The 15,911-nt window shown below is 61.7% G+C and carries 18 protein-coding genes; 4 read left to right on the plus strand and 14 right to left on the minus strand.

Features of this window, described 5'->3' with window-relative positions; genetic code table 11:
• Position 1 precedes the first annotated feature (1 nt).
• Complete coding sequence (locus CPI83_RS02930) at positions 2–640, minus strand: NAD(P)H-binding protein (protein WP_019745669.1); 639 nt, start codon at positions 638–640, stop codon at positions 2–4.
• 167 nt (positions 641–807) lie between these two features.
• Here CPI83_RS02930 and CPI83_RS02935 point away from each other — a divergent pair, with 167 nt between their 5' ends.
• From CPI83_RS02935 to CPI83_RS02945, 3 genes are all read left to right on the plus strand, one after another.
• Entirely contained in the window at positions 808–1,779 is a 972-nt protein-coding gene (locus tag CPI83_RS02935; RefSeq protein WP_069145459.1) for a serine/threonine dehydratase, read from the plus strand.
• Between the two features lie 58 nt (positions 1,780–1,837).
• Positions 1,838–2,239, plus strand: coding sequence for a hypothetical protein (locus tag CPI83_RS02940; RefSeq protein ID WP_020971062.1), 402 nt, complete (start codon positions 1,838–1,840; stop codon positions 2,237–2,239).
• A gap of 61 nt (positions 2,240–2,300) precedes the next feature.
• On the plus strand, positions 2,301–3,137 hold the full coding sequence (locus CPI83_RS02945) for a DUF1206 domain-containing protein (protein ID WP_019745667.1): 837 nt from the start codon (positions 2,301–2,303) through the stop codon (positions 3,135–3,137).
• A gap of 19 nt (positions 3,138–3,156) precedes the next feature.
• Here CPI83_RS02945 and CPI83_RS02950 read toward each other — a convergent pair whose 3' ends face one another.
• The 3 genes from CPI83_RS02950 to CPI83_RS02960 form a co-directional block, all read right to left on the minus strand.
• The gene (locus tag CPI83_RS02950; RefSeq protein ID WP_097386751.1) at positions 3,157–4,464 is read right to left on the minus strand and encodes a serine hydrolase domain-containing protein; all 1,308 of its coding nucleotides are present in this window, start codon (positions 4,462–4,464) and stop codon (positions 3,157–3,159) included.
• Between the two features lie 82 nt (positions 4,465–4,546).
• Positions 4,547–5,287, minus strand: a complete 741-nt coding sequence (locus CPI83_RS02955; protein ID WP_097386752.1) for an SDR family oxidoreductase — start codon at positions 5,285–5,287, stop codon at positions 4,547–4,549.
• Positions 5,280–5,987 carry a TetR/AcrR family transcriptional regulator gene (locus CPI83_RS02960; RefSeq protein ID WP_117435004.1) on the minus strand — a complete coding sequence of 236 codons (708 nt, stop codon included), beginning with the start codon at positions 5,985–5,987 and terminating at the stop codon, positions 5,280–5,282. Before CPI83_RS02960 ends, CPI83_RS02955 begins: the two co-directional genes overlap by 8 nt.
• A gap of 175 nt (positions 5,988–6,162) precedes the next feature.
• Here CPI83_RS02960 and CPI83_RS02965 point away from each other — a divergent pair, with 175 nt between their 5' ends.
• The gene (locus tag CPI83_RS02965) at positions 6,163–6,936 is read left to right on the plus strand and encodes a DUF4190 domain-containing protein (RefSeq protein WP_097386753.1); all 774 of its coding nucleotides are present in this window, start codon (positions 6,163–6,165) and stop codon (positions 6,934–6,936) included.
• A gap of 13 nt (positions 6,937–6,949) precedes the next feature.
• Here the strand turns inward: CPI83_RS02965 and CPI83_RS02970 are convergent, their stop codons facing one another.
• The 10 genes from CPI83_RS02970 to CPI83_RS03015 all read right to left on the minus strand — a co-directional run bounded on the left by CPI83_RS02970 (position 6,950) and on the right by CPI83_RS03015 (position 15,911).
• Positions 6,950–7,426: a hypothetical protein gene (locus CPI83_RS02970; protein WP_024487502.1), complete on the minus strand. Its 477-nt coding sequence runs from the start codon at positions 7,424–7,426 to the stop codon at positions 6,950–6,952.
• Positions 7,427–7,587: 161 nt separating this feature from the next.
• Complete coding sequence (locus CPI83_RS02975) at positions 7,588–8,688, minus strand: alcohol dehydrogenase catalytic domain-containing protein (protein WP_019745661.1); 1,101 nt, start codon at positions 8,686–8,688, stop codon at positions 7,588–7,590.
• Positions 8,689–8,698: 10 nt separating this feature from the next.
• The gene (locus CPI83_RS02980) at positions 8,699–9,661 is read right to left on the minus strand and encodes an ROK family protein (RefSeq protein ID WP_097386754.1); all 963 of its coding nucleotides are present in this window, start codon (positions 9,659–9,661) and stop codon (positions 8,699–8,701) included.
• A complete protein-coding gene (locus CPI83_RS02985; protein WP_019745659.1) occupies positions 9,658–10,326 on the minus strand; it encodes an HAD-IA family hydrolase in 669 nt (222 codons plus the stop codon). Before CPI83_RS02985 ends, CPI83_RS02980 begins: the two co-directional genes overlap by 4 nt.
• The gene (locus CPI83_RS02990) at positions 10,323–11,207 is read right to left on the minus strand and encodes a TIGR03619 family F420-dependent LLM class oxidoreductase (protein WP_020971055.1); all 885 of its coding nucleotides are present in this window, start codon (positions 11,205–11,207) and stop codon (positions 10,323–10,325) included. Before CPI83_RS02990 ends, CPI83_RS02985 begins: the two co-directional genes overlap by 4 nt.
• Positions 11,204–12,001, minus strand: coding sequence for a VOC family protein (locus tag CPI83_RS02995; protein WP_019745657.1), 798 nt, complete (start codon positions 11,999–12,001; stop codon positions 11,204–11,206). The genes CPI83_RS02990 and CPI83_RS02995 overlap by 4 nt, the downstream gene beginning before the upstream one ends.
• Positions 11,998–12,897 carry an NADP-dependent oxidoreductase gene (locus CPI83_RS03000; protein WP_020909402.1) on the minus strand — a complete coding sequence of 300 codons (900 nt, stop codon included), beginning with the start codon at positions 12,895–12,897 and terminating at the stop codon, positions 11,998–12,000. Before CPI83_RS03000 ends, CPI83_RS02995 begins: the two co-directional genes overlap by 4 nt.
• Positions 12,894–13,715 carry an SDR family oxidoreductase gene (locus tag CPI83_RS03005; protein ID WP_019745655.1) on the minus strand — a complete coding sequence of 274 codons (822 nt, stop codon included), beginning with the start codon at positions 13,713–13,715 and terminating at the stop codon, positions 12,894–12,896. The genes CPI83_RS03000 and CPI83_RS03005 overlap by 4 nt, the downstream gene beginning before the upstream one ends.
• Complete coding sequence (locus tag CPI83_RS03010) at positions 13,708–14,703, minus strand: alcohol dehydrogenase catalytic domain-containing protein (RefSeq protein WP_020909399.1); 996 nt, start codon at positions 14,701–14,703, stop codon at positions 13,708–13,710. The genes CPI83_RS03005 and CPI83_RS03010 overlap by 8 nt, the downstream gene beginning before the upstream one ends.
• 5 nt (positions 14,704–14,708) lie before the next feature.
• Positions 14,709–15,911 (minus strand): MFS transporter, encoded by a 1,203-nt coding sequence (locus CPI83_RS03015; RefSeq protein ID WP_020971053.1) that lies wholly within the window; start codon positions 15,909–15,911, stop codon positions 14,709–14,711.

The raw sequence follows: 15,911 nt of genomic DNA on the forward strand, positions 1-15,911 counted from the left end.
TTCAGTGTGCGACGGTGAAACGCTGGCGACGGTGGGCCGGAGTCTCGATCTCGTCGACAAAAGCGTGTGCGTAGTCTTCGCCCGCGACGGCGGAGTTGCCCTCGGCGTCCGTCAGGAGAATGTCGCCACCCAACTGGAACGATCCCTTCGGGGCGACGCCGGCATGGGCACCGAACGCTGCGGCCGGGCTCACGTAGAACCAGTCGACATTGCTGTCGGTCGCGCGGAGCGCATCGAGGACGTCGGCGTGAGCGAGCGCCTCACCCTTGTATGCGTCCGGGAAATCGGGGGTGTCGACGACGCGCGGCCCACCCTCGGCGACCAACAGGCTGCCGGCGCCACCGACTACGGCAATGCGAGCACCGTTGCGTGCGGCGGCATCTGCGAGGGGAGTGACGGCGTCGAGCAGGCGCTTGCCGTCGATCTCGCGAGCGGGGATGGCAACGACAACGACGTCGTTGTCTGCCGTGATCTGCTCCACGATCGTGTTGTCGTGAACCGAACCCTGCACGACATTCGTGTCGGTTCCGGACTGCGCGCTGCGAGCGACGACGGTTACCTCGTGGCCGCGTGAAGCGGCTTCCTTTGCGATTGCGCTTCCTGCAAAACCGTTTCCACCGAATACTGCGATCTTCGACATGGCGTGTGCCTTTCCTTGATGTCGTCGTTGTGCTTGTAGTAGTAAATTTATTCACCTGGAAGGTCGATGTCCCGGTCAGATGCGGGCAGTAATTGGTGAAAAACAGACATCTTGATGACGATGGGCCGACTGCTTCGGGTCGAAGTTGCGAACCGTAGGGTTGGTACATGACTCTCACCGCCGACAACAACGCAGGTCCGCTGGCAATCGAGCGCTCGGATGTCGAAGCCGCACGGACTCGTATCGCAGGACTGGCGCGGCGTACTCCCATCTTTCGAACTGCGGTGCCGACACCACACGGTGAGGTGCCGGTTCTGTTCAAGCTCGAGTACCTCCAACACGGCGGCTCCTTCAAGGTGCGCGGCAGTCTCAATGCAGTGGAACGAGCGGTCGCCGACGGCACCATGCCTGACGCAGGCGTGGTGATCGCGTCCGGCGGCAACGCTGCGATCGGCGCTGCGTGGGCCGCGCGGCGCCGAGGACTCACCTGCACAGTGGTGGTGCCGGAGACAGCGCCCGAAGCAAAGGTGAAGGCACTTGGGGAGCTGGGTGCAACCGTTCACAAGGTCGGCGACCGGTATGCACTCGCCGCTGCCGCTGGGGCGGACATCGCACGCTCGAGCGGTGCGCTCGAACTGCACGCCTACGACCTGCCCGACATCGTCAGCGGAGCCGGGACCATTGCTCTCGAGATCGAGGACGACGCATCCGGACCGATCACGTATTGCGTTGCAGTCGGCGGCGGCGGGTTGGTCTCTGGAATCGTCGCGGCGGCTCGTCCCGAAGATCAAGTGGTAGCCGTCGAGCCGACCGGGGCTGCCACCTTGCACACCTCGCTCGATGCGGGGCGTCCGATCGATATCGAAGTGAACAGTATCGCCGGGGACTCATTGGGGGCCACACGGATTGGCGCCATCGCCTGGGAGACGCTGCATGAGAGTTCGGTTAACAGCGTTGTGGTCGACGATGATTCGATCCGGCAGGCGCGGGCGTTCCTGTGGCGGGAGTTCCGGATCCTGGTGGAGTTGGGAACCGCGGCAGCAATGGTTCCGGTTCTGAACGGAACGGTGACGCCGCCGTCCGACGGTGAATTGTGCGTCGTTTTGTGCGGTGCCAACACGCATCCGACTGACCTGTAATTTTTGCGTATTTCTTTGCCTGCGTGTGAGAAAGTCCCAGGTGGGTACCTCTCGCAGTATGAGTACCAGCAGCATAATCTGGATAATTGTTGCCGTGGTCGTGGTGATAGCGATCGTGGCCGCACTCCTGTGGGTGGCGCGAAACAGGCGCGACGAGCGTCGTCACATCGAGGCAGAACAGATCCGCGAAGACGTCGCAGACAAGTCGCTGCAAGTAGGCGAGCGCGAGGCGCGGGCAGAAGAGACAGCAGCCAAAGCGCGCATGGTGCAGGCAGAGGCCGACGCCAAAGCGGCGGAAGCGTCTGCGCTGCAACATCATGCAGCGCAACATCGGAAAGAGGCGACGAGTTCTCGCGAGGAACTGAACCAGCAACGAGATCATGCAGACACGATCGACCCCAAGGTTCCCAACCCCGAAGAACCGCGGTCGACGCCGGATCAGAACCCTCGAAACCCTTGATCTCGAAACACTTGATGCAGGCGTTCGAGGGAAGCGTCTGCCCGTATATGGTTCGACGATCATGATGAACAAAGAATCGTCACCGCAGGACCAGAAAAGTGTCACGTCCACGGCGGCTGACGTTGCACAGAACAATGTCTTCGAGCGCTTTGCCCGCGCAGGATTTGTCGTCAGCGGTGTGGTTCATCTGCTGATCGGATATATCGCGATCCGCCTTGCTCTCGGTGGATCCGGGTCTGCGGACCAATCGGGTGCGATGGCCGAGTTGGCAGGAAAACCAGGGGGTGTCTTCGCTCTGTGGGTCGGCGTCGTGGCCTTCCTTGCCATGGCGTTGTGGAGATTGGCCGAAGCTGCGTTGGGGAGCTCGTCGTCGCCGTCCTCGGACGACAAGAAGAAGGAGTTCTTCAACCGCGCAAAGGCTCTGGGCATTTCGCTCGTCTATTTCGGTTTTGCTTTCACTGCATTCGGATTCGCCCGCGGAAGCGGGAAGTCCAGCAGCGGTCAGAGTGCGGGAATCACGGCGCGTTTGATGGAGAACACGCTGGGGACTATCGCATTGGTGATCGGTGGGATCGCGATCATCGCTGTGGGTGTTTACCACGTGTACAAGGGCGCGAGCCAGAACTTCCTGGATGATTTGAAAGGCACACCCAGCAACTTCGTGCGCCGACTCGGAACCGTCGGGTACGTCGCCAAGGGCTTGGCCATCGCTGCTGTCGGCGTTCTGGTTCTTCTCGCGGTCAACAGTTCCGAACCCGGCAAGTCCTCCGGACTCGACGGAGCGTTCAAGACGCTGGGTGCGCAGCCGTACGGAGTGGCCCTGCTGATCCTTGCCGGATTGGGCATCATCACCTACGGGCTCTACTGCTTCGTGATGGCACGCTCGACGAAGATGTAGCGCCCCTGGGTAAGTGGGTCTATCCGAATGACCCGGTCTGGAAACCGACGTCGCTGCCCGACGAACTTCCCGTCGAGCTACCGATTATCGGTCGTCTCGGAACCAGATCATGCATCAGGTTCACTGCTGCAGGGTCGATCATCGCCGCATTTCCACCGTTCGCAAGAATCGTGATCGACCAGCCGCTGTCGGGAACCAACAGGGTGATGCAGTTGGATCCCGAGCTGTCTCCGTTCTTCTTGGCGAACCGTTGTGGGAAGTTCGGCGTCGGGGGTTGGAGCTGCCACGCCATTCCCATTCCGAATGCAGGATTCTCCGGAGCTTGCGTGTCGATCTGCTCGAGCATCGAGGTCAGGACCGGTTTGAGCGGGTTGTTGCCATAGCCGAGAGTTGTTGCGGCCCAGATCGACATGTCCTCGGCGGTGCTGACGAGGCCACCCCCGCCTGCGATCGCACCCGTGTTGTTCCACAGAGGGGCTCTTGTGCCGTCGAGGTAGTACGGAACGGCCAGGTCGGTTGCTTTGGTCTCGATCACGGTACCCATCATCCCGAGCGGGTCGGTGATTTCGCGGGCAACTGCTGCCGCGAAAGGCGGCTTCTCCTGTCCCGGAATGATCTTGTCTGCCATGAGTGTGCCGAGCAGTCCGAACCCGAAGTCCGAGTACAGCCAGTGGCTACCGGGGGCGAACTCCAAGGCCCCGGGAGCCCGGAGTCCTTCCCAGAGCATGTCTCTCGTGTACTTCGCTTTCTCGTCCACGCACGATTGTGTGGGATCTGCGCACCCAGCCGAGAGATTGGGCGGGTCGTCGCTCAGACCGGAACGGTGGGTGACCAGTTGGCGAAGCGTGATCTCCTCGCCACCGCTACCTTTTGGCAGCGGGTTGCCGTCCGAATACTTGCTCGCCAGGTCGTCCAATCCGACTTCTCCCCGAGCGATCAGTTTCGCCAGTAGTACAGCGGTGAAGGTCTTGGTCTCCGAGGCGATCTCGAATTGCGTTCGTGGAGTGACTCTCACGCCGTTTTCGACGTCGGCCTGGCCGTAGTGGTACGTAGTGGTGACACTCGCTTTGCGGTTCTTCTCATCCGGTTTGACGATGGCGAAGGCAAGACCGGGGACTCCGCTGTTCAGCAGTGTCTCTGCGACGCGCTGTACCGCTTGGGCTTCCGCAGGATCGCCGACCCGCGAACCTGGATTGGGTGCCGTGGGGCCGGCGGCGCTGGCGGTCGAGGAGGTCGCGAGGGTTATGACGGCGGTTGCCGCCAGCCCTGCAACGCTGATGAACTGTCGTCGTGACGTCCGGGCGGACCCTCGATCCTGGTTTTCCATTGTTTGCACATTACAACCAAAGTCGACTGGTTTGACTGTTTTGTCGGAATTGCCAAGGTGTGGTCCTTAGACGATGGTTTTGCTAAATCACGCCGCCGTTGACGTAGATGACCTGGCCGTTGACCCAGCGAGCTGGGCCGGCGAGAAACGCGACAGCCTCCGCGATGTCCACCGGTGTGCCGAGGCGTTCCAGGGGAGCCAGCTTGGACAGGTTCTCCACTGTAGCTTCGTCTTTCCCGTCCAGGAACAGATCGGTGGCCGTGGGGCCCGGGGCTACGGCGTTGACCGTGATGTCGCGTCCCCTTAGCTCTTTCGCGAGAACCAGAGTGATCGCGTCGACAGCACCTTTGGTGGCGGCGTACGCGGCATAAGTCGGAAACGCCAGCTTCTTCACGGAGGTGGAGAAATTGATGATCGCACCACCGCGCCGGACACGTCTGGCTGCCTGCTGGTCGACCACGAAGGTCCCTCGGACGTTGGTCCGATGCATCCGATCGAAATCGTCGAAGTTCAGTTCTGCGACGGTGGAGAGAATCATGATTCCGGCTGCATGGACGACGACGTCGATGCCCCCGAACTCCTCCTCGACCGTATCGAACAGGGCCGCGACTTCACCTTCGTCGGCGACGTCGGCATGCACCGCGATGGCGCGACCGCCCGCTGCGACGATGGTGTCCACTGTTTCCTGGGCGCGTTGAAGGTTTCCTGAATAGTGCACGGCGACAGCCATTCCGTCGGCGGCGAGCTTCTCGGCAGTCGCTCGCCCGATGCCGCCGGAAGCTCCGGTGACGATGGCGACGCGGGTGGTGGTGGTGTCAGTCATGATGTAACTCCTGAACTGGTTTGGGTGCATCGGACAGCTTGCGGAGCCACTCCCGTAGTAGGCCGACTTCGTTGGTGGAGAGGGAAGTTGAATCTGCGGCGGCGAGTTGGGCGTCGAGAGTGGATGCAACTCTGTTGAGGGAGGCGTCCGGGTGGGCGTCGGATTCGTCGATGATGGACGCGAAGATTCCGTCGCGAACTCGCTGTGACAGCGTCGGATCGGGGTACTGTTCCGGCCTTACGACGAGCATCAGAGCGACGCCCGCATTGGCGGACATCACCATCTGCGTAGCCACGTCGACCGACACGGTCAGAACACCTGCCGCAGCGCATCGTTCGAGAACGGATCGAAGTAGCGCCTGGGCCTGCAGGGCGGTGTCGGCGCTCTGGGCGGAAGGTGAGTGCATCAGTCGGTAATGAGCGGGATGTGCGAGCGCGAAGGCGGTGTGCGCATCCCAGCCGGCCCGTAGATCGGCGACGGGGTCATCGGAAGGTGTCGCAGCGCGTTTGCCTTCGAGGTATTCGAAGAAACCTGCCTCGACGACGGCTGCGAGCAGTCCGTCCTTGTCGCCGAACTGACGGTAGAGCGCGGGGGCGCCGACGCCGGCCATCTCGCACACGGCACGGGTGGAGATGTCACCGTTGGGGGAGGTGTTGAGCAGCTCGGTCGCTGCGGCCAGAATCTTTGCTCTCGAACTCATGAAAACAACGCTAACACAAATGTGTAATCGTTGCTATCGCCGGTTTGGTCGTGCGAACGAACTACAGACACAGGCACCAGAACTTGATCAGATGAGTGAGCCGGTCCGGCCACGGTTCTGTGTGGAGTGACGGCTAGAGCCGTTCTGTTGTCACACTCTGAACTAAGGAATCCTGGTGATCGACTCGGAAACTACTGTTGCGCCGAATAATTCGCATTCCGGTTATCTGGGGTGGATTCTGCGGGTCATCAGTGTCGTGGCGTGCGTTGCGGTTGCAACGGTCGTTGCCTCGCTGACGCTCGGGCCGCCATTCGCACGGGCCTGGGCACAGTGGGTTGCTCGTCATCTAGGTGGGGACTTCGAGACGGGAGTCGTTGTCGGATTTGTGACTGGGCTTTTAGGCATTGCTGTGACTTTGTTCGCAGCGCTGATGAGTTCGTTGGCGTGGCGGCGCCGAGGTGGCCCGGCATTTTCGCTTGGTATCGGTGCTATTGCCTTGCTTGCCGTTCTTCCTGGCGCAGTGAATTTGAGTATCGCGGTCGGTGCAGCAGGATCCGGGGTAAGGGCGGCGGGGAGGATCCTCGACGTCGACGGGCCGGCGTTTCGTGGAGCCTGGGTAGCCGGATCAGTGGCGGGACTGTCGCTGTATATGGTCGGGGCGCTGCTGTCAGGGAGGAGCCTTCGTTCGGCATTCGGGCCTGTCAGGCAGGTGGTGTCGCCGCCGCCAGGGGTGGTCGGCGGTACGAATGCCTTGGCCATCGTCGCACTGGTACTTGGAATCTTCGGTGGGGTTCTTGCTATTCCCGTGGGCCATGTGTCGCTGAACCAGATTCGCCGTTCCGGCGAAAGTGGGCGCGGATTGGCAGTGGCCGGCCTCGTTCTCGGCTATCTGTCGCTGGTCGTCATCGTAGGTGTCGTACTAGTGGCTGTGCCCGCGGCCTTTCGATAATTTGGGTCGCGCGTCAGAGTTGGGTGGGCTGGAGTGGCTCGATGTCGTAGGCGCGGGGTCCGAACAGGCTCGCCGTCCGGGTGCGAATGGACGGAAGTGCTTCGTAGAGGCTCCCGCCGAGGCGGTGGAGGGAGTTGAACGATCGCGATTCCCAAACCGGAAACTCTCCGTCGGTGTCGCGTGATGCTGTGTCCCACAGGAGGGCGTCACCGTTTTCGCTCCATCCGAAAACCTGCAGCGAGTCGGGGAGTGACCAATCGCCGTCGGGTTCGATCATCCAATCGAACTCGTCATCCTGTCCTTCTGTGTAGACCGAATGAAGATGAGCGGTGAGGTTGCGGGCGCGCCCTTGCCAGCCGTCGGCAAATCCGGGAAGGACGGGCGGATAGATGAGCCAGAGTCCGAAGGTCCGCGCCCACCCTGCGTGCCGGATGAATGCGCGATATGAATCGGGGAAGCCCTGCCGGTCGGGAAATCGAAAAGAATCCAAAAAGGTGAAATCTATGTGTTGAAGCGTCGGTTGGCCTTTTACCGTCAGCGCGTTGGGTCCCGTGGCAAACACGTCATCAACACTAGCAATGCGAGTCCGTGGGGGATCTCGGGCGGGAGGTCTTGGCTGGTTGTTCCCCGAGTTCGTCGGATCAAATACCTTCAATGACCCGCAAGATTCACCACCAATCGAATCACCAACTCGCCGTCCACCTCTCGGGTCCGTTTCTCGCAGATCACGTTCATCAATGCGGTGCCCTCATCGATGCCGAGTTGGTGTGTGAGTAGCGTGTCGATCGTGTCGTCGGCGCTCGTCAATGCAGCTGCAGCGGAGGCGAGTTGGTGGTTCGTGACTCCTCTGTTGCCCGTCAAGGCAACGCGCAGAGAGCCCCTGGTGAACGTCGTGATCGCGGGTGGTGTCGGTCCACCCGTGTTGGCTTGTCGCACCCCGGCGATGTCCACCCCGGGTAACAAATCGGACGTGGCCTTGGCCGGCACTCCACCAATCGGATGCACGGAGACAACTCGATCGCCGAGGCGTTCCAGAGCGGTGTCGATCGACGCTACTGTGCCGGCGCGGTGAGTCGCGACCAGCACGGCGACCGAGCCTGTGGTTTCGCGTACCCAGTTCTCGGTAGCGAGCGAGTTGACCACGGATGGAAAGTGATTTGTCGTCCACTCCATGCCGAGTTCGGTGCGGTGGACCATTACTACTCGGACGGTTGGGAAGAGAACGGAGGGTGCGAGGGCCGCAGCCAGATTTCCGATGAGACCGTCGCCGAAAATGAGCAGCGTCCCCGGTGACTCACGGGAGAGGCAGGAGAGCGCGTACCTGACGACGGCGTACGGTTCGACGAGAGTAGCGCGTGCGCTGGAAAGTTCCAGTGGCAACGGCGTGACCAACCCTCCACTCACCGCGGGCACGCCGATGATGACGCGTTGTTGAAACAACCCCTCGACGTTGTGGCCGAGAAGAAACGATGAATCATGCGGATGCGTCGGGTTGACCACGACTCGATCACCTACCTCGAAGCCGGTGACGCCGTCGCCCACTTCGACGACGCGGGTAGCGCCTTCGTGGCCGACGATGGGCGAGGGGTCGTCCCTGTCTCCGCGCACAATCTGAATGTCAGTCCCGCACAGGCTGACTTTCTCGGGGGCGACGAGAAGTTCGCCGGGTCCGGGAGTTGGAGTCGGCCGCTTTTCGACGCTCGACCGACTGCCCCTTCTCACGATTGCGCGATGGGTGAGTTGCGTTGTCATGAATCCTCTTTCACAGCTTGCTTACGCGGAGGCGACCGGCGGCAATATCGTCGGCACCGGACAGGGTGTCGATGTCGTGAGGACGGCACAGGTATATCGTCCTATGGATTCTCTCGGGAGTCAGTGACGTGTCCGCGTACGATCGCACCGAGGCGAGTTGGGAACAAAGTTCCCTCTCGTACATCTCGGACAGACCTTCGGCGAGCCCGCCACCGATCCCGATGCGATCCAGTCGTGGATCGAGGGCGATCATCGTTCTGACCAGCTCGGCGATCGGCTCGACGACCACGCTCAACAGAAGTGATGCACCAGGGGCGCCTGACTCGAGTGCTGGACCGAACGAATCTCTGTCATAGGGCAATTCGAGAGCCGAGGCGACAGCAGCCAACGCCGAGCCGGACGAGATCGCCGCGACATGTCCGATGCCTCCACATGCGCAGGGCAACTGTCGCACTGTATCCGGCCCCGACGTCACTGCACGAAGGTGGCCGACCTCACCTTGCAACCCCAATGCGTCCACTGGAATCACTCCCTCTCTTGCATCAGCTATCCGCAGTGCGATCCCGCTGCTGATGGTGAGGTAGGCGATGCGCCGATCGGTGGGACGTGTAAACCCACGAGCGAATGACGCCAACCCTGCCGTCACGTCGTTCACGAGTGTCCATCGAACGTCCGGGCGGTGGGATTCGAGGAGGCGCAGCAACGGAATCTCACCGGCAGGAGTGCCGCCCCACAATGGGCCGGATCCATGGGCGACGCCCTTCTGTTCGTCGAGCGCGGCCCCGCACGCCATGTTCACTGCGGCACCCGGCGGTAGATATCGATCCAGTGTCTCGATCAGCTCGCGCAGGAGTTGATCGGGAGTGGCAGACGGTTGTCGGAGCACGCTGGGCGATGGCAGCCGTTCGGTTCGCTCACCGCTGCGGATGCGTAGCCACGTACCTCCCAGATCGACCGATACGGTATCCGTCATAGTTCCGGTACCACGTCGATTACGAGCTCCGATCTCTCTCGGGAGAGTCGTAGTGAAGTAAAATTATTCACTCTCAAAAGGTTTCGTCCGGGCTCGGCTCCGATTGCAACGCATGATGCGCCGGAATCGGCCGCAGCAGCCATGCCGGCCGAGGAGTCTTCGAATACGGTGCAGGAGTCGGCGGAAACCTTCAAGCGCGCCGCCGCTGCAAGAAAGCCCTCGGGATCTGGCTTGCCGGCGCGCACGTCCTCAGCGCATACCGACGCGTGTGGAAGCGGGAGGCCCGCTTCAGTGAGCCTTCGCACCATCATCGATCGAGGGGCCGACGTGACAATCGCCCATTGCTCCCGGGGCACAGACGCCAGAAAGTCCTTGGCGCCGGCGATGGCGCGAACTGGATGCGAGTTCTGCTCTTCGCTTTGCCTGATCCAGTTCAGTTCGGATTCGACGTTTGCTCGATTACCGAGAACCCGAACGATGATGTCGGAAGCGATGCGGCCTGGAAGTGCCTGCGCTACCACCGCCCGATCAACGCCGTGCCGGTCCGCGAATTCGAACCAGACAGCCTCGATCGACGCCTGCGAATCGACGAGGGTTCCGTCCATGTCGAACAGCAGTGCCGAGGTCGAAATGGATTGTCGAATCAAGCTGGGCCGCAGAGTCATAAGACGGCCACCCGACTCATTCCCAAACTTTCGCCGGCAATGCGAATCAGATCGAGATCGTGGTCGGTTGAGCGGCGCAGTCGCTGGTCGCCAGGATCGGTATCGAGCACAATCGTCTGTGCACCGATCTCAGACAGAAAATCGATGTCGGCACGTATCTGGTTGATGGTTCCGTACCCGAGTGGACGGTCTGGTGATTCGACAGATCTTTCGGTGGGGAGAAAGTAGATGCGGGGGACGAACTCACGCCCGGGGGCGAGTGAAGCGACTCCAGCGATGCATAGGCCCCGGGTAGGGTGCAATGGGTGCCATGCAGTGCCTAATCTGTTGGTTCGGTCGATCGCAGCGGGTCCGTTGCCGCCGATCCACAACGGAGGGTGTGGTTGCTGCAGCGGTAGAGGTCCGTTGTGCACGCGATGTGTTCCGGCCGAGCCCGGTGCGTCGTATGTCTCCGACGTCCACGCTGCGATCAGGGTTTCGAGAGTGGTATCCGTCAGTCGGCCTCGACGTGTGAACGGAACGCCGAGGACGTCGAAAGCCTGTGCAGTCCAGCCGACCCCGATGCCCACGATCAACCGTCCGCCGCTGAGTCGATCAATCGTCGCGGTCGCGTGGGCGAGGTGGGCCGGGTGTCGGTGACTGCCGATCAGCACGCCGCTGCCCAGGCGAATCGACTCGGTACCCGCTGCGAGCCAGGACAGCGTGGCCAGGCACTCGTAAAACGGAGCGGGAGAGCGGCGATTCGCGTCGTCGGTCAACACCACGTGATCCGAGAGTAGGACATTGTCGAATCCGGCAGCTTCCGCTGTCCGGGCCCACGCGAGAATCCCCTCGGGGTCGATCTGCGGCCCGAAGTTGGGGAGATTGATTCCGTACTTCACAGCGAACTCGGAATCAGTCGCGCGGCGCCCCCGTGGCGGAACGTCAGGAAGTTTCCCCCGTTGGCGGTCAAAGGGCGAGGGGCCTCCTGCCGGCCGATGTGGTGCTCGAACAACTCGATGTTCAAGTCGCCGACGGATACCATCGCCATCCGGGACGTTCCTTCGACGTCGAGATCGAACTGTGCCGTCATGAACCCGCGATCCGCTGCGATGTCGGTGCGGAGCACCTCGGTTCCCGAATGGGCGGTCACCAGACGCGCTATCGCGGCGTCGAGGTCCGGGACGCTGTAGCCCGTGTGATCCAAACCGCGGCAGGTCGGGAGAAGGGCTGACGCGATGTCCTCTCGTCTGTGGTGGAGTCGGGCCTGGGTTTCGTGGAAGTATCCCGGCTCCTCGGGCCACTGCTGAAGTTCGAAGAGATCGCCCCACGGCGACCGGAAGTACACCCACTTGTTGCCCGCAATCGGACCCTCGGGTACCTCGATCACGTCGCCGAGGACTGTCACGTCGCTTCGCGAATCAAGGTAGCTCACAGCGAGTTCGATATCGCCGACAGTGAAGCAGAGATGGTTGGTACCGATGTCGACCAACCGCGGTGGGGGTTGATGGGGCCAATCCGCTGATACGAAATCCACGACCCCCGACAATCCGATCGGTACGGAGACACGTCCGGGGTATCTTACGACGCGGTTCGCACCCAGGAGTGAAGCGAAGAAGTTGGCGGCGGCGTCCGCATCGGGAACGGTGACACCGACTGTGGACAAGGCATCTTCGACATTCGCGGTCACGGTCATGGGATCAGCAGTACCTTTCCTCGGGTTCCGCCCGCGGCCAGCAGAGCGTGGGCTTGGGGTGCTTCGTCGAACCGGAATGTTCGGGCGACAGGGACGGTGACCGAACCGGTCGATACCAGTTCGGCGAATGATTCGAGGCCCGAGCCGTCCTCGTCGACATAGCTTTTCGCCGGTGTGATTCCACGTTGCGGTGCGGGTTGCTCGTTGTCGTCGATGGAGATGAAGGCGCCGTCGTCTCGCACACTGTCGACGGATTCGGCAATACCCGCCGTGTCGACGATGGCGTCGTACTCCTTCTGCGGCAGGTCGACGGGACTCGCTATGACCCGGCTGAGGCTGAGGGCCAAGAGTTCGTCAGTGTCGCTCTCGCGAGCGAGGGCTTCGACGCGGTGTCCCCGCGAGATCAGCAGCGCCGACGCTATTCGGCCCACCGCGCCGGCAGCACCGGTCACCAACACCGTGGATTCTGGTGCAAGGTCGAGTTTCTCGAGGCATTGCACAGCGGTGAGCGCTGCGAGTGGGATCGCAGCAGCGTGCTCGAGGGTGACGTTCGACGGAGCGGGTGCGAACAAGGACTGGTCGGCGGTGACGCGTTCGGCATAGGTTCCGTAGCGGTGTGCCGGTTGCGCGATCATTCCGATGACGCGGTCTCCTGGCGTGAAGCGTGTTACCGCGGATCCGACTGCGATAACAGTTCCGGAGACGTCCCATCCCAATACGGCTGGGAAGTGCAACTCGATGGGCAAGAACCCCGAACGGGTCTTCAGATCGACAGGGTTGACGGCAGCGGCTGCAACGGAAACAGTGACGTCTCCGGGGCCGGATGTCGGCTCGTCAACCTCGGTGAGAGTGAGAACGCTTGGGTCGCCGGTGGCTTCGATTGCGATGGCTTTCATGCGATTCCTTTCATGAGACCTTGCGTTGGAGAATGATCGACGGCGTAGCGGGCATTCGCTTCGGCTGCAGTCAGAACCAGTCCGCCGTCGACGGTAACGGTGGTCCCCGTGAGATAGCTCGAACCGGACCCGGCGAGGAACGCCGCGGCTGCTGCGACCTCGTGCACACCGGCCGGACGCCCCAACGGGATAGCGGGGCGATCGATGTCCGCATACGAGGATTCGTCATCGATGCCGTTCATCGCGGTGGCGGTTTCTCCCGGTGCGACGGAATTGACGCGCACTCCGTGGGGCGCGAATTCGAGGGCGAGGACACGACTCGACGCCGCCAATGCGGCCTTGCTGGCGCAGTAGATTGCACCGCCGGTGATGGGGACCGTGTCATGGATCGATGTGATGTTGACGATCGATCCTGCGATACCTCGCGCGATCATCCGGCGCCCCACCGACGAGGCCAACGCAAGTGGGGTGATCGAATTGACGGCCATGACCTCGCGCATTCGATCGATGGCGAGTGCATCTGCGGGTGATCGATCGTTGATTCCGGCATTGTTTACCAGGCAGTGGATCTCACCCAGTTCATCTGTGCATCTCAGAACGGCGTCGACTGTCGATTCGGCATTGCGCAGGTCCAGTTGCAGGGGAACGACGTCGATGCGGAACTGCGCATTTAGTTCGCTCACCAACCGTGCGATGCGATCGAGACCATTGCCGTATCCGAGGACGAGGTTGTGACCCTCTTTCGCAAGCGCGAGCGCGATTGCCCGGCCGATACCACTACTCGCTCCGGTTATCACTGTGTATTCGAGCTCACTCAACAGAGATCACCACCTTCGGCCGTGTCCTGTGGCCTTCGAGACGATCGAATGCGGACTGTGCTTCGGTCAGAGGAACCACACTGTCGATCAATGCGGTCAATGCCGGGCGAATCAGCGGGAACAGTTCCGCGGCTCGGCGGTAGTGATCTACCCCGTGACGTACTCCGATGATCGAAATGCCGGCCAGCGCAACCGCTCCGGGATCGATCGATTCCGTGTGCGCCGCGACGCCTACGAGGATGCACTTGCCTCCCGGACGGAGAACGCCTACGGCGGTACCCAGCGCACCGGCGCCGCCAGACGCCTCCACGACCACGTCGTACTGCCCGGTCAGGTGTGTGGCATCGGTGAAACTGTGTGTGACGGTGCCGGAGTCGAGGTGTTCGATCGACCGGGGTTCGAGAACGTCGACGGTGATCGGGTATCGACTCAGCATGGCGATGGACAAGCTGCCGATCGTGCCCGCGCCGACGACGAGAACCCGATCACCCGGCGACACCGAAGCAGCGTCGAGCGCCTCGAGCACCGTCACGAGCGGCTCGATGAGAACGTGCTCCGGTTCGACTGTGACGCGACCGAGTGAAACGACCGTGCGCCGCGGCATGCGGAGGAATTCGGCTGCGGCACCAGGATGTTCGTATAGCCCGACCTCACGCAGATCGGAGCATTGGTTGCGTCGTCCGGCCCCGCAGGCCGAACACGCCTGGCAGAAAATCATCGTGCTCCCGGTGACTACGTCACCCGCCGACAGATCGTGAATATTCGGGCCGGTCTGCTCTACGGTGCCCACCCATTCGTGCCCGAAGTGATGCGGAAACGATGTAAGGCCATCAGTGAGGTATGACGACGTGCCGTGCAACAACTCCAGATCCGTACCGCACAGACCGACATAGGCAACCTTGACGACGACATCGTCAGGCCCGCAGTTGGGACGGTCGATCGTCACGATCGACACGGAACGGGGAGCGTCGATCATCGCAGCTCTCATGGCTTTCACGTCACGCTCCGAGCAGTGCGCCGACTGACGAACAGCAGCAGTACTGCGCCCGCCGCGAGGACTGCCCCGATAGCAGGCAGGACTGCAACGCTGTTGCCGCCGGACAGAGCGATCGAGCCGATCCACGCGCCGGCAGCATTCGCAAGTTGGAATCCTGCAATGTTGACCGTGGCAGCAAGGTGCGGGGCTTCGCTTGCAGCACCGATGAGTTTCGAGGCGAGCGGCGGAATAATGGAAAAACCGGTAGCACCGAGTACGAACATCCAGGCGAAGGCAAACCAAGACGTTCCGCCGAAGACGAAGAGAGCGAGAAGTGCCAACGCGAGCGCGGTCAACGCGATGTACAGCGTTTTGTCCAGGTCCTTGTCTGCGTAGTAACCACCGAGTTGATTGCCGACAACAGACCCGACGCCGAATACGAACAACACCACCGTCACCGTCGACACCGAGATGCCGGCATGCTCGGTGAGATACGGCGAGATGTAGGTGAACACCACGAAAAGCGCTGCCTGACTGAGAGCGGTCAGCCCGATCGCCCACAGAACTGGGCCCCGGGTGAACACCCGTAGCTCTGAGCTGACATTGCCGGTCTGGTGCGAGGGAGCGGCGTTGCGCGTCGAGGCGATCAGCGCAGCGGTGACCAGCAGTTGGAAAACGGCGATGATCGCAAAAGACCAGCGCCAACCCAGTTGTGTACCGATGAGAGTTCCCAAGGGGACGCCGAGGACCGTCGCCAGGTTCAGTCCGAGGGTGACGCGGGCGATCACACGCCCTTGGAATTCAGGCGCCACCAACGACGTCGCCAGCACCAGGCACAGAGCGAAGAACGTCGCGTGTGGCAGAGCAGTGATGATCCGAAATATCACCATGGTTGCGAAGTTCGGTGCCAGCGCAGTTCCGATGTTGCCGATGACGAAGAGAGCCATCAGAGCCGCGATGAGAGGTGTCCGCGGCACCCTGGTGGTAGCGATCGTCAGTAGAGGGCCACCGATGACCACTGTGACGGCATAGATGGTGACGAGCAGTCCGGCTGTGGAGGTGCTGACCCCGAGGTCGGTGGAGATGTCCGGAAGTACGCCGGCCACAAGGTATTCGACAGTGCCGACGCCGAACACTGCCAGGAGCATCCAGATTATTGCGGCATTCGCGTTGGTAGAGCGAGCCGTTGTCGTCAATTCGTGCGGAGTTTCGACCACCAT

The sequence above is a fragment of the Rhodococcus sp. H-CA8f genome, from assembly GCF_002501585.1.
Lineage (GTDB): Bacteria > Actinomycetota > Actinomycetes > Mycobacteriales > Mycobacteriaceae > Rhodococcus_F > Rhodococcus_F erythropolis.